The organism is Streptantibioticus rubrisoli (assembly GCF_024436055.1).
Classification (GTDB): Bacteria; Actinomycetota; Actinomycetes; order Streptomycetales; family Streptomycetaceae; genus Streptantibioticus_A; species Streptantibioticus_A rubrisoli.
In genome coordinates, this window is record NZ_JANFNH010000006.1 from 80,465 (window position 1) to 100,724 (window position 20,260).

A 20,260-nucleotide genomic window follows, 5' to 3' on the forward strand; every position below is an offset into this window, starting at 1 on the left:
CCCCCGCGCGGCGACGGGCCCGAAGCGAAGGCGAGAAGGGACGGACACCGTGGCACGACCCAAGATCCTCGTAGTGGGCGCCGGATTCGCCGGAGTCGCTTGTGTACGCCGCCTGGAGCGCAGGCTCGCCCCGGCAGAGGCGGACATCGCCCTGGTCACCCCGAACTCCTACCAGCTCTATCTGCCGCTGCTGCCGCAGGTCGCCGCGGGAATACTGACCCCGCAGTCCGTGGCCCTCTCGCTGCGCCGTAGCACCAAGCACCGGACCAAGATCATCCCGGGTGGCGCCATCGGGGTGGACACCAGGTCCAAGATCTGCGTCATCCGCCTGATCACCGGCGAGATCGTCAACGAGCGGTACGACTACATCGTGGTGGCCCCCGGCAGCGTCACCCGCACCTTCGACATCCCCGGACTGACCGAGCACGGGCGCGGTATGAAGACGCTCGCCGAGGCCGCGTACATGCGCGACCACGTGATCACCCAGCTCGACCTGGCCGACGCCAGCCACGACGAGCAGGAGCGGGCCTCCCGGCTGCAGTTCGTGGTGGTCGGCGGCGGCTACGCGGGCACCGAGACCGCGGCCTGCCTGCAACGGCTGACCACGAACGCGATCAAGCGCTATCCGCGGCTCGACCCCCGGCTCATCAAGTGGCACCTCATCGACATCGCGCCCAAGCTGATGCCCGAGCTCGGTGACAAACTGGGCCGCAGCGCACTGGAGTTGCTGCGTCGGCGCGGCATCGAGGTGTCGCTCGGGGTGTCGATCGCAGAGGCGGGCTCCGACAAGGTGACGTTCACCGATGGCCGGGTGCTGCCCTGCCGCACCCTGATCTGGACCGCGGGCGTCGTCGCCAACCCGCTGGTCGCCACGCTCGGCGCGGAGACGGTGCGCGGGCGGCTGGCGGTGACCGCCGAGATGACCCTGCCGGGGTTCGACGGAGTCTTCGCGCTCGGCGACGCGGCCGCGGTGCCCGACCTCGCCAAGGGCGACGGCGCGGTGTGCCCGCCCACCGCCCAGCACGCGCTGCGGCAGGGCAGGAAGGTGGCCGAGAACGTCATCGCGAGCCTGCGCGGCCAGCCCCTCCAGCCCTATGTGCACAAGGACCTGGGCCTGGTGGTCGACCTCGGCGGCAAGGACGCGGTCTCCAAGCCGCTCGGTGTCGAACTGCACGGCCTTCCGGCGCAGGCGGTGGCCCGCGGCTACCACTGGTCGGCGCTGCGCACCAATGTCGCCAAGGTCCGGGTGCTGACCAACTGGATGATCAACGCCTTCGCGGGCGATGACTTCGTGCGGATCGGTTTCCTGTCCCAAAAGCCCGCCAAACTGCAGGACTTCGAGTACAGGGACGTGTACCTGAGCCCTGAACAGGTGCGCGAGCACACCGCATCTGTCATCGCCCGCGACAGCTGAACACCTTCGACGTCTGAACCCCTCAGCGGTCAGCCAACCCGCGCCAACTGCCACTGCTGGTTGGCCCCGCCGTTGGACGGCCACTCGATCACCGACGCGCCGTCGGCGGTCGACTGGCCCTCGACGTCGGCGAGCATCCCGGTGGCGCGGTTCTCCAGGGTGACGTAGCCGTCGCCGGACGGAACGATCCGCCACTGCCCCGCGGCGCCCAACCGCCCACCGCGGATGTCGAGTCGGGTACCGGAGACCGGGTTGCCGCCCGGCGCCTCCAGCGCCTTGCCGCTTTGCACGCCGACCACCTCGTAGTAGCCGCCACCGGCGGGCCGCACCGTCCACCGCTGGTTGGCCCCGCCGTTGCCGCTCCACTGGTCGACGGCCGAGCCGTCGGCGGTGGCCTGGCCGACCACGTCGAGCGTCTTGCCGCTGTTGCGGTTGACCAGCCGGTAGGTGCCCGCGTACGGCCGCGTACGTCCTGGCGTCACACTGAGGTTGTCGAACTGCGCCTGGACGTACCCGGTCGTCCCGATCCCCGCCTGCCCGGCGCCGTACGAGGTGTCGTCGACCGTGCCGAGCGGGTGTCCGTCGATGGACGCGGTGATGGTCGCACCGTCGAAACCGAGCGCCAGCCGGTGCCAGCCGTCGCCCGCGGCCTGGGCGTCGGTGCCGTGGGCCAGCACCGTCACCTGGTGTGCGGTGTTGTTCCGCTCGACGGCCCAGGCGCCGCTGTGCGACAGCGACAGGTCGTAGGAGTCGATTCCGGCCGGGGAGAAGCCGCTTTGGGTGCCCACCCGTCCCAGCAGCCGTACCGCGCCGTCCTGGGTGAGCCGGGTGTCCACCGCGACCGTGTAGTCGGTCCAGCCGAGGTCGCCCAGCGTGGCGTACGGGTCTGACGGGTTGTCCCAGTTGATGGGCGCGGTCGGTGCCATCTGCTGGACGCACGTGCCGGACCGTCCGCCACCGCAGCGCACCGCCTCGAAGCTGCCCTGCTGCGCGGCGAGCAGGTGTGCCTCACCGCCGACTCCCGGGTGCTCGAAGTCGTCGCGGTACGGCAACGGCAGCGGGGAGCGAGCCGCGGAGCGCGCGGTTCCGGCGCCCTGCCCGGTGGTGGTGGTGACCGAGTAGACCCGACCCGGTTGGAGGGCGAGCGTGTACACACCGTTCACCGGGGTGATGTCCGGCTGCCGCACCATGTAGTCACGCTGGTCGGCCGAGCCGAAGTCACTGGACCACACGTGCAGCGCACCGACGGTCAGCCCGCCGGTCACCTTCAGCGTCATCGTCTGGGCCGCGGTCGCGTCCAGCGTCTCCACGACCGTGCTCCACGCGCCGGAGTCCGGCGAACGCAGCGTCACATACGAGCCGTTGGCGCGGTTGCCGCCCAAGTAACCGCTGGCGGAGTCGAGGTAGTGCCAGCCGGGCCGGGTGAACTGGGTGGTGTGTGCCGTCGCCCAGGTGCTCTTGCCGACGCTGTACGCACCCGACCACGGCTGGTTGGCGGTGACCAACCCCATGGTGTTGTAAGGGAGGTTGGGATATACGGCGGCCACTACGGCCCAGTTGATATACGCCGTCAGCTTGGCGTCGATATATCCGCGGTTGACCGCCCTGGCCAGCGCGGCGCCACCGGTGTTGTAGTCCTCGGAGCCGTTCTCGCTCGCCCACAGTTGCTTGCCGGTGGCGAGGGCGTCGGAGGTGGTGGAGCACTGGGTCATCGCGGACATATAGCTGCACGGATAGTGCGTGCCGATGATGTCGACCGCCTTGTCGAAGGCGGAGTCACCGCGCATCGCGGTGGCCACGTCCCACCCGGAGTCGGCGCCCACCACCTGGGTGTGCCGGTAGCCGCTGGCGGCGAGGGCGGAGTGCAGCTTCTCGTACCAGGCGGCGTTGTAACCGCGCTCGTTCCAGCCGCCGAGGTAGTCGATCGTGAGCCCGTGCTGCCTGGCGCAGCCGAGCCAGGCGACGAGGTAGTCGATGGTGTCCTGGGACCAGAAGTCGCCGCCGCCGATCCACCCCGGCGCGCCCCAGGCTAACCCGTACAGCCTGATCCCCGGGTTGCGGGCCTTGGCCTGCTCCATCAGCCACCACTCGTAGCCGGTACCGCAGTTGACGGCACCGCGCGCGTGCTCATGGCTGGCCTCGGCGCCGTCGGTGGAGTTGGTGTCGCCGCCGATCTCCACCTTGAGTATCTGCAGCGCGGCTCCGTAGCCGGGCTTGAACAGGTAGTCGAGTATCTGTCCGCGCTGTTTCGCCGGATAGTCGGTCAGCAGCCGGGTGTTGCCCCCGCCCCCGCTGATCGCCCCGACCCCGTCGAACGTACGTCCCGCGCCGCGCCCGTCCACGGTCACCGCGGTGACCGTCTGCGCCCTGCCTGCCGCCGCCGAGGACTGCCCCCCGACGAGCACCCCGATGACCAGCGCAAACGCCCCGAGGGCGGCGATCCTGGCGGGAGCTCTCCCGCGAAACCGGTGGGTCCACATGCTGCCGTACGCCTCCAACTCATGGTTGGTCTTGGGCAGTTACGTTTGGAGCACACTGAAGAATCAGACTCAACCAACCAGAAAGCGACGTCAACCCCCTCGACCACTCAGCGTGCCCCCACCATTCCTGAGCCGCCCCCACGGGCGGGGCCGGCCCCCCGCCTCCCGCCTCCCGCCCCCATTCGCCTCCACGCCTCCATAGGCCTTGCGGAAAATACGGAGCCGCAGGTCAGAGGCTCTTCCGGAGCCAGTCCGGGAACGCTCCTCGTCAGGTGCCGCCGCCTTCGGGTCACACCGAGCGAATGATCCGGCCGCTCACCTCACCGGGCACGATGCGGATCCACATCTCGCGTCGCCCTCCCGCCCAGGGACGGGCTCCTGGGCGCTCCGCCAAGGCGCGCACCGTGTCGGGATCGGTGATGTGGTCGGCCGTGCCGGTCACCAGGACGCTCCAGCCGTTCCTCAACTGCTCGTCGATGTGGTCGGCTTCGAAGGCCAGTTGGTCTCCGGCAGCCACTGCGGCCGCACCTTCAGGGTCCGTGCGGTAGACGATGGTGTGGGCGTCGACCAGGAAGTTGACCGGGAGCACCATGGGACCGGTACCGGACGAGAGTCCCAGGCGGCCGATGCCGTGCGTGCCCAGCCGCTCCCAGCACTCGCGTGTTGACAGCCGCATGAGCACTGCACGAGCCGCCGCCGTTGGCTGACCGGGCGGTGTGTCGCGGCGGCCCGCCACCAGTTCCTCGTAGGACATCTCCAAAGCGGCGGCCAGCCGCATGAGGGCGGCGGGGTCGAAGTCACCGCTGGCCTTCTCCAGCTGGCGCAGGTAGGCGACGGACATGCCGGCTTGGGCGGCCAGTTCCTCCACTGTCATCCCAAGCTGACGGCGCCGCAGGGAGGCGCGGATGGCCATTGTGTCGTCGCCTGGGTCCTGTGGTGGCGTTCCTCCGTCGTGCACGCCCGTTCCTCCGTATGTTCACCGGTTGGTCGGCGGGCGCCGCCGCCCGACCGCTCCCTCTCCAGAGGATCAGAGGCATCGGCATCCCGCCAGCGCTGACCGCCTGCGCCGGGCCTGCGGTGGCGGATCCGGGCGGCCGATTCCATCCTGTGTAGGGCGACGATCAGCAGCACAGGTCACAGGTGGTCCAGACGGGGACGCCCCTGATGTTCGCGGTCCACTCGGGGTGTGGAGACCGGAGCGGAGGAAGTAAACGGCGATGTCAGAGCAGGAACCAGCCAGCACCGCGCCCCGGTCCGGTGGGGCGGAGCGCAGTGACTTCGGGCGCCGGGTGGCCGCGCGGCGTCAGGAGCTCGGGCTGACGCGGGACGAGGTGGCCGCTCGGGCCGGTGCGGCGGCGGGCTACATCAGGTACGTCGAGGAGAATCCCGCCCTGCCCGATATCGCGTTGTTGCTGCGGATCGCCGGGGCGTTGGACACCACGGTGACGGAGCTGTGCGGTGGCAACGCCGACCTGCCGCCGGGGCTGGGGGAGGCCGCTTACCGGCCCGAGCTGGTGGCGTTGGACGAGGCGCAGTGCCGTGCCCGGCTGGCCACCCATGGCGTGGGGCGGGTCTCGGTGACGACCGAGGCGGGTCCGGCCATCATCCCGGTGAACTACTCCGTCATCGATGACGCGGTGGTGTTCAGAACAGCGCCGGGCACCGCGCCCGCGTCAGCATCCGGAACCAGGGTCGCCTTCGAGGTGGACCACATCGAGGAGGCGCTGAGCCAGGGCTGGAGTGTGCTGGTGGTCGGACCCGCCCAGCAGGTCACCGACCCCGACACCATCGAGCGACTGGTCGCCGAGGCGCGTAGCAAGCCCTGGGCGGGCGGCGATCGCGAGCTGTGGATCCGCATCGAACCGGAACACATCACGGGTCGTCTGATCCGGGTGCGCTGATGGCATCGAAGCGCGCACCTGACGCGCCTGGCCGACGGCCGGGCATGTCCGACTGGGCGTGGGAGTACGAGGGATACGACCCGGCCCAGGAGCGGTTGCGGGAGGCACTGTGCACCCTGGGCAACGGCTACTTCGCCACCCGTGGCGCCGCCAGCGAGTGCCCGGCGGGACCGGCACACTACCCCGGTACGTATGCTGCGGGTTGCTACAACCGCTTGGTCTCGGCCATCGGCGGACGACAGGTCGAGAACGAGGACCTGGTGAACCTCCCCAACTGGCTGCCCCTACGGTTCCGGATCCGCACCCCGGGCGCCGGGTGGTTTCTCGTCGACGGAGTGTGTCTGCGGGAGTACCGGCAGAGCCTGGACCTGCGCGGTGGCGTGCTCACCAGGCACATGCTGTTCGTGGACGAGCAGGACCGTCGCCTGGCCGTCGACCAGCACCGCCTGGTCCACATGGCGGACCCCCACCTGGCCGCCCTCCGTACCCGTTTCACCGCGCAGAACTGGTCGGGCGAACTCGACGTTGAGTCCGCGCTCGACGCAGACGTCGCGAACACGGGCGTCACCCGCTACCGCAACCTCGAAGGACACCACCTGACCGACTGGCGCACCGGCGCCGTCGACCCGGACGTGGCGTGGTTGCACTGCCGTACGTCCGCCTCCGACGTGGCGATCGCCATGGCCGCACGCACCCGCGCCACGACGGACGCCCGACCACACACCGAGCCGCGGGCCCGGAGCGTCGCGCAGTTCCTGACCGTGCCGGTCAAGCGCGGCAGGACCGTGTACGTCGACAAGACCGTCGCCCTGCACACCTCACGCGACACGGCGATCAGCGACCCGCTGCACGCCGTGCTGGACCGGGTCGGTGCCGCACCGCCGTTCCCGGAACTGCTCGCGACACACCGCACGGCATGGGAGCACCTCTGGCAGCGGGCAGAGCTGCGGGTACCGGGGCAGGCCGGGCGGATCCTGCGCCTTCACCTGTTCCACGTGCTGCAGACGCTTTCCCCGCACACCGCCGAACTCGACGTCGGAGTGCCCGCTCGGGGACTGCACGGTGAGGCGTACCGCGGGCACGTCTTCTGGGACGAGTTGTTCGTCCTGCCCTATCTCAACCTGCACTTCCCCGAAGTCTCCCGAGCCCTCCTGACCTACCGCCACCGAAGACTTCCCCGGGCCTGCCGCGCCGCCAAGGAGTCCGGGCGCAGTGGTGCGATGTTCCCCTGGCAGTGCGGCAGCGACGGCCGGGAGGAAGCGCAGACGCTGCACCTCAACCCGCGGTCCGGCCGTTGGCTGCCCGATCACTCCCGGCTCCAGCATCACGTCGGCTCGGCTATCGCCTACAACGTGTGGCAGTACTGCCAGGCCAGCGGCGACACCGAGTTCCTGCACACCAAGGGCGCCGAGATGCTGCTGCAGATCGCCCGCTTCTGGGCCAGCGCCGCCGAGTTCGACGCCGCGAGCGGGCGGTACCGCATCCGTGGGGTGGTCGGGCCCGACGAGTACCACGACGCCTATCCGGACGCCGCGCAGCCGGGGGTGGACGACAACGCGTACACCAACGTCACCGCCGCCTGGGTGCTGCAGCGCGCCCTGGACCTGTTCCGCTCGCTGCCGGTGCCGCGGCGGCAGGAACTCTGCGAGCGCGTCGCCCTGGGCGCGGAGGAGCTGGACCGCTGGGAGGAGGTGTCCCGGAAACTGCGGGTTCCGTTCCACCAGAGTGTGGTCAGCCAGTTCGAGGGCTATGCGGACCTCGCCGAGCTCGACTGGCAGGGATACCGCCACCGCTACGGCGACATCCAGCGCCTGGACCGGATCCTGGAGAACGAGGGCGATTCGACCAACCGGTACAAGGCGTCCAAGCAGGCCGATGTGCTCATGCTCGGCTACCTGTTCTCGCCCGGTGAACTCTCGCAGCTGTTCCGGCTGCTCGGCTATGACATGGACGACGAGACCTGGCGAAGAACCGTCGACTACTACCTGCGCCGCACCAGCCACGGCTCCACCCTGAGCGAACTCGTGCACGGCTGGGTGCTCACCCGGACCCGGCGCGCCGGGGCGTGGAAGTACCTTCAGGACGCGCTCGCCGAGGACGTGACCGACCTACAGGGCGGAACCACGGCCGAGGGCATCCACCTGGGCGCCATGGCCGGAACGCTCGATCTCGTACAGCGGGGCCTGACCGGACTGGAAACCCGCGAGGACGCGCTGTGGCTCGATCCCGCGCCGATCCCCGAACTGTCGCAGTTCAGCTTCTCCATCCGCTACCGGGGCCACTGGGGCGTCGCCCTGCACATGCAGCCCGGACGACTGCGCATCAGCGTTCCGTCCTCCGAGGAGCAACCCATCCGCGCCGTGCTGCCACACCGGGAAGTCAGCGTCGCTCCAGGTCACGCCCGGTGGCTGGACCTGATCTAGGGCGCATCGGCACGGTCGCGCAACGGGCGCCACCCGGCGTCCCACCCGTTCGACTCGCCGGTCGGGGGTGTGGCGGGCAGCATGGAAGCGACCGCAAAGCCATCGATTCGCGGAGGCGAACCGCGATGCCCCGGCGCGTCGCCGGTGAGTGCGAGCAGCGCGAGCGTGAAGGCGTACCGCGTCGGGGCACTCGCCGAACTGGGCGCTTCGAGTACCGGGCGTCGCAGCCCACCGACGTGAGGACCGAGGGCATCGAGGTGAGCTGGCTGACGGGTTGGTGCCGGTGACCGTTGCGAAGGCGCACGCCCGCCAGGGCGCATCGGAGTACCCGAGTCCGGAGAGGCGGACCCCTGACAGGGACCGAGCGGTACGCGCTGCTGGCCGACGGGACGACCGTACGGATCCGCTCGGCATGCGCCGACGACCGTGACGGCGTGCGCTCGTTGTACGAGGGGATGTCCGAGGAGAACCTGCGGCTCCGGTTCTTTGGGGTGAGCCGCCGAGCGGCGCAGCAGGCGGCCGAGCGCGTCGCCCACTGCGACAAACCCGGATACCAGGCGCTGCTCGCCATCGTCGACGACGCGGTGGTGGGCATCGCCGACTACGAGTCGGACGATCCGCGAAGCGGTGCGACATGCGCGGAGATCTCCGTGGCCGTCGCGGACGCCTGGCATCACCGGGGTGTGGGCTCGCTGCTGCTGGAGCACCTGGTGCACGCCGCCCGGGAGGCTGGGATCACGACGTTCACCGCTGACGCGCTCGCCCACAACGCGGCCGTGCTGAAGGTCTTCGCGGACCTGGGGCTGGGCGTCTCCCGGCACTTCGAGGGGGCGGAAGTGCGGTGCCGCATACGGCTGGACGAGGACGAGACCTACCTGTCGGCGGTCGACTCGCGTGCGGCGAACGCGGACCGTGTGAGCCTGTCGCCACTGCTGCGGCCACGTTCCGTGGTCGTCGTCGGTGCGGGAACCAAACCCGGCTCGGTCGGCCGAGCCGTGCTGCGCAACATACGCGGCGGGCGGTTCACCGGCCGTGTCTGCGCGGTGAATCCACACGCCCACGCCATCGAGCACACCCCCGTCTACCCCTCGGTGAGCGACCTGCCCTATCCACCCGACCTGGCGGTGGTCGCGGTGCCCGCTGCTGGTGTGCAGGAGGTGGCCGAACAGTGCGGCCGCAGAGGCGTCCGCGCACTGGTGGTGTTGACGTCGGGAGTCGACGCCGCGGGGGCGTCGGCCCTCCTGGAGGCATGCCGCCGCCATGGCATGCGGCTGGTGGGACCGAACTGCCTGGGGCTTTCCAACACCGAAGCGGAAGTGGCGTTGGACGCGACGTTCGCCGCCCACCGACCGCTGCCGGGTAGTGCCGGGGTCGGCGTGCAGTCGGGCGGGGTCGGCATGGCGCTGCTCGACGGGCTGTCGCGGCTGGGCATCGGAGTGTCGTCCTTCGTCTCGCTCGGTGACAAGGTGGATGTCTCCAGCAACGACCTGCTGTGCTGGTGGGAGGGCGACGGCCACACCGAACTGGCCCTGCTGCACCTGGAATCCTTCGGCAATCCGCGTGCCTTCTCCCGTACGGCACGGCGGGTGGCCCGGCAGATGCCACTGCTCACCGTCGACGCCGGGCGCTCCGCCGCTGGCCGTCGCGCCGCCGCCGCGCACACGGCTGCGGCGGCCACTCCCACCATGACGCGGGGCGCGTTGTTCACGCAGGCGGGCATCACCGCCACCCACACCATCGCGGAACTCCTGGACACCGCGGCCTTGTTGCACTCCCAACCGCTGCCCACCGGCGGATCGGTTGCCGTGGTGTCCAACGCGGCCGGGGCGGGGGTGCTCGCCGCCGACGCCTGCGTCGAGGCGGGTCTGACGGTCCCCGAGCTGCCTGCCCGCTTGGCCGCCGACCTCCTGGCCGATCTGCCCGCGGGGGCCTGCGCCGGGAACCCGATCGACGCCACGGCGGTTGTCGGCGCCGCCGCGCTGCGGGCCTGCGTGGACCGGCTCACCACCCACAGCCGTGTCGACGCGGTCCTGGTGGTGCTGGTACCCACCGCGCTGGTCGCCACCACCGGCGACGACCCCCGCCTGGCGCTCACCGGGCGCCGCCCTCGGCCGGTGGCGGCGGTCCTGCTCGGCCAGGCGGAAACCGTACGGTTGCTGCGTGACGGGGACAGTGGGTCGGTGCCCGCCTACGCCGACGCGACGTCCGCGGCCCGCGCGCTGGCCCGCGCGGTGACCCGCGCCGGGTGGCTCGCCGAGCCGCCCGGCACGATCCCGGAACTGGCCGGTATCGAGAGCGCTGGCGCGGCGTCGCTGGTGGGCGGGTATCTCGCGGAGCATCCGGACGGTGGCTGGCTGCATCCGCGCCAGTGTGCTGAGCTGCTTTCGTATTACTGCGTTCGGCAGTCGCCCTGGAGTTGGGCGGAGAGCGAGGAGGAGGCGGTCAGGGCTGCCGCGCTGCTGGCCGGTCGCGGCGGACTTGTGGCGCTCAAGGCCCATTGGCCCGGACTGACGCACAAGAGCGACAAGGGCGCGATCGCCCTTGACCTGGTCGGTGAGGCCGCCGTGCGGCGAGCCTACGGCGAATTCGCGGCGCGCTTCGGGGACTTGATGGCGGGTGTGGTGGTGCAGCCGATGGCGCCGCGGGGGGTGGAGTTGGTTGCGGGGATCGTGCAGGACGCGGTGTTCGGCCCGCTGGTGTTGTTCGGTCTCGGTGGTACGGCAACCGATGTGCTCGCCGACCACGCGGCCCGGCTGGCACCACTGACGGATCGTGACGTCCACGCGCTGATCCGTGCGCCGCGCTGCGCGCCGTTGCTGTTCGGGCACCGGGGTGGCGATCCGGTCGACCTGGAGGGACTGGAGCAGTTGTTGTCGCGGCTGTCGCGGATGGCATGCGATCTGCCGGAACTGGCCGAGGCCGACCTGAACCCCGTGGTCGCCCGGCCAGACGGCGTCCTGGCGCTCGACGCCCGCGTCCGGCTGCTGCCCCGCCGCGCGCAGGACCCGTACCTGCGTCGCCTGCGCTGAGCGTCAGCCGCGTCGCACCGCCCGGCGCACCGCGTACAGCAGCGCCCCGGCCGTCAGGACCGCGGCGCCGGACAGCACCGAGACGGCGGGCAGCGCGAACGCCAGCGCGGCGCACCCGATCAGTCCGGTGACCGGCACGAGCCGCGGCGGACGGCCCTCCTCCGGGCTCAGGGTCCATGCGGCGGCGTTGGCGATGGCGTAGTACGCGAGGACGCCGAACGAGGAGAACCCGATGACTCCCCGCAGGTCAGCGAAGGCGGCGGTGACCGCGACCACGGCACCGACGGCCAACTCGGCGCGGTGCGGTACGTGGAAGCGCGGATGCACGGCGGCCAGTGCGTGCGGGAGGTGACGGTCGCGGGCCATGGCCAACGTGGTACGCGAGACACCCAAGATGAGCGCCAGCAGCGAACCGAGAGCGGCGACCGCCGCACCCACCCGCACCACGGGCGCCAGCCCGGCCAGCCCGGCGGTGCGTACCGCCTCGGCCAACGGCGCCGTGGCGCTGGCCAGCCCCGACGGCCCCAGCACGGTGAGAACCGCGACCGACACGGCCGCGTAGACGACCAGCGTGATGGCCAACGCGGTGGGGATCGCACGGGGGATGGTGCGCCGCGGGTCGCGCACCTCCTCACCAAGGGTCGCGATCCGTGCGTACCCCGCGAACGCGAAGAACAGCAGGCCCGCCGCCTGCAGCACCCCGCCGACGGTGGCGTCCGCCCCGACGTCGAGCCGTGCGGCGTCCGCCGAACCCGAGGTGAGGCAGCCGACGACCACGGCCGCCAGCACCATTACGACGACCGCGACGATGGCCCTGGTGAGCCACGCCGCCTTGTGCACCCCGACGTAGTTCACCGCCGTCAGTGCCGCCACCGCGGCCACCGCCACCGCGTGCGCCTGGGACGGCCACACGTATCCGCCCACCGTCAGGGCCATCGCCGCGCAGGACGCCGTCTTCCCGACAACGAAGCCCCACCCGGCGAGATACCCCCACACCTCGCCCAGGCGTTCGCGTCCGTACACGTACGTGCCACCGGACGCCGGGTAGCGGGCGGCGAGCCGGGCCGAGGAGGTCGCGTTGCAGTACGCCACCACCGCGGCCACCAGCAGACCGAGCAGCAGCCCGGAACCGGCCGCTCTGGCGGCGGGCGCCAGGGCGGCGAAGATTCCGGCGCCGATCATCGACCCCAGGCCGATCACCACGGCGTCGAACACGCCCAGCCGCCGCCTGAGTTCGGGTGATCCCGCCGGGGTGGACCGCTCCGGCATGGCGCACTCCTCGGTAGCGGGCTGGTTGGACGCTACGCCGAATCATGCCCCGTCGGACGCGGTCAGCGCACCCTGAGGTCGAGGAAGTGGGCCGAGCAGGAGATGCACGGGTCGTGGTTGCGGATGACCCGTTCGCACAAGGCGGTCAACTCGGCGTCGGTGGGCTCGCCGTCGCGCAACCGACCGCGCACCGTGCGGCGCAGATCCTCCTCGATCGCGCCCTGGTTCTGGGCGGTCGGCGGGACGAGGCTGGCGTCGGTGACGGTGCCTCGCGCGTCCAGGGTGTAGCGGTGGTACAGCAGGCCGCGCGGTGCCTCCGTCGCCCCGTGGCCGGTGGCGGCTCGCGGCGGAACCTCCACAGCCGGAGGCGACGGGGGCTCGTAGGCCTCGATGATGCGCAGCGCCTCGTCGATGGCGTACAGCACCTCGACGGCGCGGACGATGATGCTGCGGAACGGGTTGCGGCATACCGTGCCCTGCCGGGGATCGCCGAGACCGGCGTCCCTGGCGGCCTCCAGGGCGACGGGGGAAAGCCATCGGCCGCTGATGGCATAGCGGGCCAGCGAGCCGGTCAGATGACGGCGGCCGTCCAGCACCGAATGGAGTGCGGTGGAGTACGGAACCTGGCGCTCGACGACGTGGTCGGAGAAGTCATGGATGTCGAAGGCCCTGGTGGGCAGCGCCCGGTCGGTGTCGGCGGGCAGCCCGGCGGCGCTCGGGGCAGTCATCGCGGTGGGGGTGCCGCACTCGATGGCATAGGTGCCGGGTTCGGCCAGGGCCAGCAGTTCGTGGTCGCATCCCGCCTCGGGGAAGTCGAAACCCGCCACCCAGCGCACCAGGTCCGCCGCCGCGTCGCGTTCCCACCGCAACCGCTCGGCCAGTGGCCGCAGTTCGTCTCTGGTGGGAACGCGGTGGAAGCCGCCGACGCGGACGTTGATGGGATGGATGGAACGGCCGCCCAGCAACTCGACGATGCGGTTTCCGGCCTGTTTGAGCCGTAGACCGCGTTCGACCTCGGCGCGTTGGGTCCTGGCCAGTTCGATGACGTTGTCGACGCCGAAGAAGTCGGGTGCGTGTAGGAGGTGGATGTGCAGGGTCTGGCTCTCGATCCACTCGCCGCAGTACAGCAGCCGCCGCAGCGCCGCCAACTGGCCGTCGACCACCACCTGGCAGGCGTCCTCCACCGCACGGCAGGCGCTGAGTTGGTAGGCCACCGGGCAGATCCCGCACACCCGGGAGGTGAGGTCCGGCGGCTCGGTGTGGGCACGCCCGCGAAGGAACGCCTCGAAGAACCGCGGTGGTTCGTAGATCTTCAGTCGGGCCTCGGTGACCTCCCCCTCGCGCACGCATAGATGCAGCGCTGCTTCTCCCTCGACGCGGGCCAGGGCGCCGAGCTTCACCTCCCGTGTTCCATCGCCGTTCACCGTCTCGCTTCCTCTCGGGAGACGGCGTCGAACTCCGGGGCGGCGGTGTTGAAGGTGCGAAACGCCCTCACCACATCCAGGGTGTCCATCCCGTCGCGACGCAACAGGGGGATGAAGGCAGGGAAGTTGATGGAGTTCGACGGGCCGAAGCAGCCGTAGCAGCCCCGCCCGTACGCCGGGCACAGCGCGCCGCATCCGGCGTGCGTGACCGGACCGAGGCATGGGGTGCCGTGTGCCACGATCACGCAAGGGGTTCCGCGCTGCTTGCACTGGAAGCACACGCTGTGGTCCGGCACGTCCGGCTTGCGCCCGGCGAGGAAAGCGGTGATGACCTCCACCAACTGGCCCCGGTCGATGGGGCAGCCACGCAGTTCCAGGTCCACGGGGACGTGCGCGCTGATCGGCGTGGAGGTGGCGAGCGTGGCGATGTACTCCGGCTTGGCGTAGACGACGGCACGGAACTCGGCCACGTCGGCGTAGTTGCGCAGCGCCTGGACGCCTCCGGCGGTGGCGCAGGCGCCGATGGTCACCAACCTGCGGGAGACGGACCGGATGTGCTGGACTCGCTCGGCGTCCTGGCGGGTGGTGATCGACCCGTCGACCAGCGACAGGTCATAAGGGACTGGCCCGGCGGCACTGGACGCCTCAAGGAAGTAGGAGATCTCCACTTCCTCGGCGATGCCGAGCAGTTCGTCCTCGCAGTCGAGCAGGGTGAGTTGACAGCCGTCGCAGGAGGCGAACTTCCACACGGCGAGCTTCGGCCGCCGCCCGCCGTCGGTTGACATGTCACAACTCCCTTACGGACAACACTGATTGGGCTTGTGTCCAGGTGACGACGGGACCGTCGCGGCACAGCAGCAGCGGGCCGAGCTGGCAGTGGCCGCAGTGGCCGGTCGCACAGTGCATCGTGCGCTCCAAGGAGACCCGGATCCTGCCGGGATCCACGCCACGGTGGGCCAACTCGCGGGCGGCGGCCCGGATCATGACTTCGGGGCCGCAGACGAACGCCGTGGTGCGGGGCGGATCGAAGGCGGCCCGGTCAAGCAGGGCGGTCACCACACCGACATCGCCGGTCCAGGCGGCATCAGGCCGGTCCACGGTCACCAAGGCCCCCCAGCGCCTTACCTCCTCGGCGTAGAGCAGGTCGCCGGGCGTGCGGGCTCCGATCAGGACGTTCAGCTGCCCGTAGTGTTCTGGTGCGGCGAGCACGCCGTGCACCAGGGGACGGAGCGGCGCCAGCCCGATACCTCCGGCCACCACCAGCAGGTCCCGCCCGGACGCGGAGCGCAGGTCCCATGCGGTACCGAAAGGACCGCGGACCCCCACCTTCGTCCCGGGCCGCAGCGCCCACAGCGCTCTGGAAGTCGCGCCGACCGAACGGACCGTGTGAGTGAGGCGGTCCCCGTCGATGCCGCACACCGACAACGGGATGTCACCGACCCCGAAGGCGTAGACCATCGCGTACTGGCCCGGCGTGAACGCCGGAAGCGGCGAACCCACCGGTTCCAGAGCGATCGTCGCAGTGTCCGCCGACTCCGTCGAGCAACCCGCCACCCGGTACGGGACGGGCACCGTCGCCACGGACACCTGCGGAGCGAGAATCGTCATCGGGCCGGACCGCTCTCGTAGGCTCGCGACGTGTCAGGCCCGTACAGGTCGAGCAGGCGGGTGCGGGCGGATCTGAGCCGCCGACCGATCACCTGGTCGCCGATGGCACGGAACAACGCCAGCCCGGCCGCCGGGTCCTCATCCATCGCGGCGCGCACCTGCGGTGCGTCGAACTCGTACGCCTGCACGGCGGTGCGAGTGAGCGCTCCCAGGTGCCACTGGTACGGCTCGAACAGCCAGGACCAGCCGAGCAGTTCACCGTCACCGATCGTCTCGACGACGATCGCGCCCCGGCCCGGGATGTGTACGTCGAGGGCGATAAGCCCGGTGCGCACGAGCCAGAAGCGGTCGGCCGCGCTGCCTTCCTCGAACAGGCGGATGTCACCGGGGAAGGCGGTGTCGTGGGCGAAGCCGAGCAACCAGCCGCGCAGGGTAGGTGGCAGGGAGCTGAGGAAGCCTTCCGTCATCGTGGCTGTCCTGCCGCCGCCCGCTCGGCGTTGAGCGCGTGCGCTTCCTCGGTGATGTCGATGCCGGTCGGGCACCACACGATGCACCGGCCGCAGCCGACGCACCCTGAGCTGCCGAACTGGTCGTGCCAGGTGCCGATCTTGTGGGTGAGCCACTGCCGGTAGCGGCTGCGCGGTGAGGAACGCACCGAGCCGCCGCCCGCCAGATGTGTGAAGTCCAGGTCGAAGCATGACTCCCAGCGCCGCCACCGTTCGGCGTGGTCACCGGTGAGGTCGGTGATGTCCTCGGTGCTGGTGCAGAAGCAGGTGGGGCACACCATCGTGCAGTTGCCGCAGGTCAGGCAGCGTGCGGTGGCATCGTTCCAGCGCTCGGCCTCCAGCGTGTCGCGCATCAGCGTCCGCAGGTCCACCGGTGGCATCGTTCGGCCCATGCGGTCCGCCGCCTCGGCAACCCGCTCACGCGCCGCCGTCCGCGTGGCCGGGTCGGCAGGGCGCTGTGGCAGTTCGGCCAGTACGGCCTCGCCCTCTTCGGTACCGGCCCGGACCAGGAAGCGGTGTCCCTCGTGGTCGAGCACCTCGGTCAGCGCCAGGTCGTAACCAGGGCCCACGGCGGGGCCGGTGCCCATGGACACGCAGAAGCAGGTGGCGCCCGGTTCCGTGCACTCCACGGCGACCACGAAGGCCCGCTGGCGGCGCCCGCGGTACCGGGCGTCGGCGTGCGGACCGCCGGTCAGCACCCGGTCCAGCACCTCGATGGCCCGCAGGTCGCACGGGCGCACGCCGAGGAAGGCGAAGGCGGGAGGCGGTGTCCGTTCCTCGCTGAACGCCAACTCGCCGTCGGCGCCACGCTCGGCGGTCCACTGCCGCTCCCGCGGCGGGTGCAGGAAGGTCTTCCACGACTGCGGGCCCGCGCTGTGCGCGAACCCGGCGCCGTCCGCCCGTCCCCGCAACCGGTAGCGACCCGCTTCCAGCTCGACGCCCCAGCCGTAGGGGAGTTCGTCGCCACCGGACAGCTCGGCCAGCACGATCGCCCCGTCGCGGACGGTCGGCCCGATGACCGTTCGACCGCGTCCGAGCAGGACGGCGATCAGCGCGTCCAGCCCCGCCTTGTCGATCACCGCGGGGGCGCCGCCGTCAGCCATCACCGACCTCCTGGTTGTCCCGTTCGGCCAGTATGTGTGGACCATGGTCGGTGGGCGGAGGCCGACTTCCGGGATGTGGCCCGAGTGGCCCTGTCCTTCCTTCGTACGGCCGCCAGCGCCGCTGCGCCCACCAACGGGCATCCGAGGACCTCAGACCCATCGCGGTTTGGACCGCGTGGGCGGACGCTGGCAGTAGGAAGTCCCGCCGTCCAGCGGAGGAGAGGCCGCCATGCCGCACAGCCCGCACATCGTCAGTGACGTGATGACACACACCGTCGTCGCCGTGGGTCGGAACGCCTCCTTCAAGGAGATCGTCCAGACCATGCAGCAGTGGAAGGTCAGCGCACTGCCCGTCCTCGAGGGCGAGGGGCGGGTGATCGGCGTCGTCTCGGAGGCCGATCTGCTGCCCAAGGAGGAGTTCCGCGACAGCGACCCGGCCCGGATGGAGCAGCTCCAGCGCCTGAGCGATCTGGCGAAGGCGGGCGCGACCACGGCGGAGCAGCTGATGTCCACCCCGGCGGTGACGGTCCACGCCGATGCCACGCTCGCCCAGGCCGCACGGGCCATGGCGCACGCGCACGTCAAACGCCTGCCGGTCATCGACGCCGAAGGACATCTGGCGGGCGTGGTCAGCCGCAGTGACCTGCTGAAGGTCTTTATGCGCGGTGACCAGGACATCGAGGAGGAGATCCGCCGCGACATCATCGGGCTGCTCTTCCCCAGCGGCTCGCCGCCGGTCGACGTCACCGTCGACCAGGGCGTCGCCGTCCTGCGCGGCCAGGTGCCGGACGCTTCGCTCGTGCCCATCGCGGTTCGGCTGACGCGTGCGGTCGAAGGCGTGGTGGACGTCGAATGCGATCTCCTGTCAGCGCGGCAGAAGCGGTTCGAACCGTCCTGAGCGTCGCGTTATTCGGCGGACCGGAACGCCGGCCTGCCCTTGGTGTCATCGATGCGGTAAGTGAGCTGGTTGTCGACGTCGACCACACCGCCCACGGCATGGCTGAGGCGTTCCGCCACAGGAATCGCGCTGCGCTGCTCCAGCATCCCGGTCAAGGTGACGACTCCGTCGTGCACCTTGATGTCGATGTTCTCGGGATCAGCCCACAACACCCGCATGAACACGTCGCGTTGAATCTCCTCGCGGATCTCGTCGTCCGACCGGAGGTAGAGCCGCAGCAGGTCGCGGCGGCTGACGATGCCCACCAGTCGCCCCTGGTCGTCCACCACCGGCAGGCGCTTCACTCCACGACGCGCCATGATCCGCGCCGCCGCGGCGACGCTCGCCGCGGCGTTCACGGTGATCGCCGGAGCAGTCATGATGGCACCGGCGGTGAGGCCGGTTGCCTTCGGCCCGCGGTGGGACCTCCGGCGCAGTCCGCTCAGCGGGCCGGTGGGACGTTCTTCGCCCGATGTCTTGTCCAGCAGGTCGGCCTCCGAGACCACGCCCGTCAGTTTGCCGTCGTCATCCAGGACCGGAAGCGCGCTGATCTTCCGCTCCTGAAGGATCCGCACGATCTCCCTGTACGGGGTGTGCAGGCGAACGGCCGCGACATCCTTCGTCATCACATCGTGCACACTCGCCCCGACCATCGTTACCTCCCAGGGTCGTCCACTACGCACGCTAGGCCCTCCGAGCAGCCCGCGGCAGGGCCGAACGGACCCGTCCTTCGAGGCACACGGACCCTCACGGCGCCGGTCTCATCGGTCCGGTACCACGGCGACGGGGCAGTGTGAGTGGTGCAGGACGGCGTGGACGACCGGTCCGAGGCGCAGCCCCAGCGGCCCGTGCGGGCGGTGCGCGGCCACCACCAGCAGGTCGGCCTCGGCCGACGCCTCCACCAGGGCGGTAGCCGCCCTGCTCACCACGACCTCCTGGGACAGCTGCGCTTGCGGGTCGGTCAGATGCGCGGCCTCGACGGTGCGGGACAGCAGCGCCGTGTGCGCCGCCCGCAGCTCGCGCACCGTGTCGACCTGCGTGGCCATCAGCCCGACCTCGCCGAGCGGTTCCCACGCGTGCACCGCGCGCACCGAGGCGTGCCAGCGCGCGGCGGTGGTGACGGCGAACCGCACGGTCTGCGCGTCCTTCTCGTCCTGCACCCCGACCACAACCGTCCCGATCGGGGGCCGGGTCCGCTCACCGCGTACGACGACCAGCGGGCAGGTGGTGTGCGCCGCGACGCGCAGTGCGACGGATCCCAGCAGCAGGGCGGCGAAGCCGCCTCGTCCCCGGGTGCCGAGCACGGTGAGCGCCGCTCCGGCGGCGGCCGCCAGGACCGCCTGCGGCCCCTCCTCATAGGCGAGGGTGGCGGTGACCTTCAGGCCTGGATGCTCGCGCCTAGCGCGTTCTCCTGCCTCGTCCAGCATCGAGCGCGCCGCCTGCACGGTCAGCAGGTCCCCGTTGAGCGGGCCGGTCTCCTTGTCCGGATCCGGGGCGGTGCCGACCCCGTGCACGATGTGCAGCGCGCTGCCACGGTGGTCGGCCTCGGCCGCGGCCCAGTCCACGGCCCGGTCGGAGTCGTCCGAGCCGTCGACGCCGACCACGACGTCTCCGGCCCAGGTACTGGTGGTCATGGCTGCCTCCCGTGCTCGTCGCCCCGCCAGCAGGCGGTCCGCCGCGCTCCGGCGGCCCGTCCGCGACGGACGAAGTCCTCGTGTCCAGCCTGCTCCACGGCGGGGTCCGCTGCCGCGAGCACTTCGGTCAGCTGGGGGATCCAGTGGTGGCACAGGGCCCGCGTCCGCTGGCGTGTGCGGGCCGCTTCGGTGCCGACGAGGCGGGCGGCGGCGCGGGCCACCACGTGCTCGGCGGCTGCGCGCACCGCATCCTGGTAAGTCCGCTGCGCGTGCGCCATAGCGGTGTTCCGTGGCAACGGCTCGGTGGCGGCCCGGACCGCCGCGACGTAAGAAACCCCGCGGGGTGGCGCACGCCCATGGACGTGACCCGCTCGACGTCGACCTGCGCGGCGGCAGCCGGGCGCGCCACCTCCAGGGCGTGCTCTCCGCTCAGCGGGAAGATACCCGCGGCCATGGCGGTTGGCCCCAGGAGACGGCCGGTCCGGTGTGCCCGCTGATCACCGTCGGCCCGAAGGCGGAATGAGGCGCGGAC

Annotated in this window: 17 protein-coding genes; 6 read left to right on the forward strand and 11 right to left on the reverse strand. The window is 71.0% G+C overall.

All coding sequences use genetic code 11. From position 1 onward, the window contains the following. Positions 1–49: 49 nt before the first annotated feature. On the forward strand, positions 50–1,414 hold the full coding sequence (locus NON19_RS09685; protein ID WP_255926323.1) for an NAD(P)/FAD-dependent oxidoreductase: 1,365 nt from the start codon (positions 50–52) through the stop codon (positions 1,412–1,414). A gap of 29 nt (positions 1,415–1,443) precedes the next feature. Here the strand turns inward: NON19_RS09685 and NON19_RS09690 are convergent, their stop codons facing one another. Then, the gene (locus tag NON19_RS09690; protein ID WP_255926324.1) at positions 1,444–3,894 is read right to left on the reverse strand and encodes an RICIN domain-containing protein; all 2,451 of its coding nucleotides are present in this window, start codon (positions 3,892–3,894) and stop codon (positions 1,444–1,446) included. 289 nt (positions 3,895–4,183) lie between these two features. Then, positions 4,184–4,852, reverse strand: coding sequence for a helix-turn-helix domain-containing protein (locus NON19_RS09695; RefSeq protein WP_255926326.1), 669 nt, complete (start codon positions 4,850–4,852; stop codon positions 4,184–4,186). Positions 4,853–5,111: 259 nt separating this feature from the next. On the opposite strand from NON19_RS09695, the gene NON19_RS09700 reads away from it, so the two are divergent. The 3 genes from NON19_RS09700 to NON19_RS09710 all read left to right on the forward strand — a co-directional run bounded on the left by NON19_RS09700 (position 5,112) and on the right by NON19_RS09710 (position 11,247). Then, entirely contained in the window at positions 5,112–5,795 is a 684-nt protein-coding gene (locus tag NON19_RS09700) for a helix-turn-helix domain-containing protein (protein ID WP_255926328.1), read from the forward strand. 44 nt (positions 5,796–5,839) lie between these two features. Then, positions 5,840–8,218 carry a glycoside hydrolase family 65 protein gene (locus NON19_RS09705; RefSeq protein ID WP_255926517.1) on the forward strand — a complete coding sequence of 793 codons (2,379 nt, stop codon included), beginning with the start codon at positions 5,840–5,842 and terminating at the stop codon, positions 8,216–8,218. Positions 8,219–8,568: 350 nt separating this feature from the next. Then, positions 8,569–11,247: a bifunctional acetate--CoA ligase family protein/GNAT family N-acetyltransferase gene (locus NON19_RS09710; protein WP_372514063.1), complete on the forward strand. Its 2,679-nt coding sequence runs from the start codon at positions 8,569–8,571 to the stop codon at positions 11,245–11,247. A gap of 3 nt (positions 11,248–11,250) precedes the next feature. Here the strand turns inward: NON19_RS09710 and NON19_RS09715 are convergent, their stop codons facing one another. The 6 genes from NON19_RS09715 to NON19_RS09740 all read right to left on the reverse strand — a co-directional run bounded on the left by NON19_RS09715 (position 11,251) and on the right by NON19_RS09740 (position 17,157). After that, a complete protein-coding gene (locus NON19_RS09715; RefSeq protein ID WP_255926332.1) occupies positions 11,251–12,516 on the reverse strand; it encodes an APC family permease in 1,266 nt (421 codons plus the stop codon). Positions 12,517–12,578: 62 nt separating this feature from the next. Continuing rightward, positions 12,579–13,940: a Ni/Fe hydrogenase subunit alpha gene (locus NON19_RS09720; protein WP_255926334.1), complete on the reverse strand. Its 1,362-nt coding sequence runs from the start codon at positions 13,938–13,940 to the stop codon at positions 12,579–12,581. Continuing rightward, complete coding sequence (locus NON19_RS09725) at positions 13,937–14,725, reverse strand: NADH-quinone oxidoreductase subunit B family protein (protein ID WP_255926336.1); 789 nt, start codon at positions 14,723–14,725, stop codon at positions 13,937–13,939. The genes NON19_RS09720 and NON19_RS09725 overlap by 4 nt, the downstream gene beginning before the upstream one ends. A 1-nt stretch (position 14,726) precedes the next feature. Then, complete coding sequence (locus NON19_RS09730; protein ID WP_303653527.1) at positions 14,727–15,548, reverse strand: FAD/NAD(P)-binding protein; 822 nt, start codon at positions 15,546–15,548, stop codon at positions 14,727–14,729. Beyond that, positions 15,545–16,015 carry a Crp/Fnr family transcriptional regulator gene (locus tag NON19_RS09735; RefSeq protein WP_255926338.1) on the reverse strand — a complete coding sequence of 157 codons (471 nt, stop codon included), beginning with the start codon at positions 16,013–16,015 and terminating at the stop codon, positions 15,545–15,547. The genes NON19_RS09730 and NON19_RS09735 overlap by 4 nt, the downstream gene beginning before the upstream one ends. After that, positions 16,012–17,157 carry a 4Fe-4S dicluster domain-containing protein gene (locus NON19_RS09740; RefSeq protein WP_255926340.1) on the reverse strand — a complete coding sequence of 382 codons (1,146 nt, stop codon included), beginning with the start codon at positions 17,155–17,157 and terminating at the stop codon, positions 16,012–16,014. Before NON19_RS09740 ends, NON19_RS09735 begins: the two co-directional genes overlap by 4 nt. Before the next feature lie 229 nt (positions 17,158–17,386). Between NON19_RS09740 and NON19_RS09745 the strand changes: the two genes are divergently transcribed. After that, on the forward strand, positions 17,387–18,055 hold the full coding sequence (locus tag NON19_RS09745) for a CBS domain-containing protein (protein ID WP_255926342.1): 669 nt from the start codon (positions 17,387–17,389) through the stop codon (positions 18,053–18,055). A gap of 8 nt (positions 18,056–18,063) precedes the next feature. Here NON19_RS09745 and NON19_RS09750 read toward each other — a convergent pair whose 3' ends face one another. The 3 genes from NON19_RS09750 to NON19_RS09760 all read right to left on the reverse strand — a co-directional run bounded on the left by NON19_RS09750 (position 18,064) and on the right by NON19_RS09760 (position 20,006). Further along, a complete protein-coding gene (locus NON19_RS09750) occupies positions 18,064–18,747 on the reverse strand; it encodes a CBS domain-containing protein (RefSeq protein WP_255926344.1) in 684 nt (227 codons plus the stop codon). Positions 18,748–18,855: 108 nt separating this feature from the next. Beyond that, positions 18,856–19,728, reverse strand: a complete 873-nt coding sequence (locus tag NON19_RS09755; RefSeq protein ID WP_255926346.1) for a universal stress protein — start codon at positions 19,726–19,728, stop codon at positions 18,856–18,858. Next, positions 19,725–20,006, reverse strand: a complete 282-nt coding sequence (locus NON19_RS09760) for a V-type ATP synthase subunit D (protein WP_255926348.1) — start codon at positions 20,004–20,006, stop codon at positions 19,725–19,727. The genes NON19_RS09755 and NON19_RS09760 overlap by 4 nt, the downstream gene beginning before the upstream one ends. A gap of 65 nt (positions 20,007–20,071) precedes the next feature. Between NON19_RS09760 and NON19_RS09765 the strand changes: the two genes are divergently transcribed. Next, complete coding sequence (locus NON19_RS09765; protein WP_255926350.1) at positions 20,072–20,251, forward strand: hypothetical protein; 180 nt, start codon at positions 20,072–20,074, stop codon at positions 20,249–20,251. The last annotated feature ends 9 nt before the right edge of the window (positions 20,252–20,260 follow it).

Bases quoted from the DNA above. Each gene is read 5' to 3' on its own strand.
- NON19_RS09690 (WP_255926324.1), bottom strand. From the start codon at position 3,894: ATGTGGACCCACCGGTTTCGCGGGAGAGCTCCCGCCAGGATCGCCGCC.
- NON19_RS09700 (WP_255926328.1), top strand. From the start codon at position 5,112: ATGTCAGAGCAGGAACCAGCCAGCACCGCGCCCCGGTCCGGTGGGGCG.
- NON19_RS09705 (WP_255926517.1), top strand. From the start codon at position 5,840: ATGTCCGACTGGGCGTGGGAGTACGAGGGATACGACCCGGCCCAGGAG.
- NON19_RS09715 (WP_255926332.1), bottom strand. From the start codon at position 12,516: ATGCCGGAGCGGTCCACCCCGGCGGGATCACCCGAACTCAGGCGGCGG.
- NON19_RS09725 (WP_255926336.1), bottom strand. From the start codon at position 14,725: ATGTCAACCGACGGCGGGCGGCGGCCGAAGCTCGCCGTGTGGAAGTTC.
- NON19_RS09730 (WP_303653527.1), bottom strand. From the start codon at position 15,548: ATGACGATTCTCGCTCCGCAGGTGTCCGTGGCGACGGTGCCCGTCCCG.
- NON19_RS09735 (WP_255926338.1), bottom strand. From the start codon at position 16,015: ATGACGGAAGGCTTCCTCAGCTCCCTGCCACCTACCCTGCGCGGCTGG.
- NON19_RS09740 (WP_255926340.1), bottom strand. From the start codon at position 17,157: ATGGCTGACGGCGGCGCCCCCGCGGTGATCGACAAGGCGGGGCTGGAC.
- NON19_RS09745 (WP_255926342.1), top strand. From the start codon at position 17,387: ATGCCGCACAGCCCGCACATCGTCAGTGACGTGATGACACACACCGTC.
- NON19_RS09750 (WP_255926344.1), bottom strand. From the start codon at position 18,747: ATGGTCGGGGCGAGTGTGCACGATGTGATGACGAAGGATGTCGCGGCC.
- NON19_RS09755 (WP_255926346.1), bottom strand. From the start codon at position 19,728: ATGACCACCAGTACCTGGGCCGGAGACGTCGTGGTCGGCGTCGACGGC.
- NON19_RS09760 (WP_255926348.1), bottom strand. From the start codon at position 20,006: ATGGCGCACGCGCAGCGGACTTACCAGGATGCGGTGCGCGCAGCCGCC.